The organism is Campylobacter coli LMG 9860 (genome assembly GCF_000254135.1).
GTDB lineage: Bacteria > Campylobacterota > Campylobacteria > Campylobacterales > Campylobacteraceae > Campylobacter_D > Campylobacter_D coli.
Window position 1 is genome coordinate 1 of the sequence record NZ_AINS01000173.1, and the last position, 400, is coordinate 400.

At 27.5% G+C, this 400-nt stretch carries 1 pseudogene; it reads left to right on the forward strand.

Annotation, left to right across the window (positions count from 1 at the left end):
* Positions 1-369 (forward strand): annotated as a pseudogene (locus CCO88_RS10560) (class I SAM-dependent methyltransferase); the annotation flags it as partial.
* Between the last annotated feature and the right edge of the window lie 31 nt (positions 370-400).

A 400-nucleotide genomic window follows, 5' to 3' on the forward strand; every position in this document is an offset into this window, starting at 1 on the left:
AGTTTTAAAGATGATAGTTTTGATGCGTGGATGGATAATTATTCCTTAGCTTACAATGATTTTGATAAAACTAAAAAGATTATAGACAAAGCGATGAAAAAACTCAAAAAAGGTGGGAAATTTCTTTCTGTAACTCCAAGTCTTTACAATGATGGTTTTGAAAAAGATGAGAGTTTGGGGTATCATTTAGTAAAACCTACAAGTGGAAGTGATGCTTGCACAGGTATTATAAGGTATTGTGATGAAAAAGATTTACGAAAACTTTATGAGAGTGCAACCTATAGTATTAGTGATATAAAAATTCACATACAAAAAAATTTAACCAAACAATTAAATGAACTTTTTATAGTTGAAGGATATAAAATATGAATATATGGGAACAAATTTTTTCTAAAAAAGA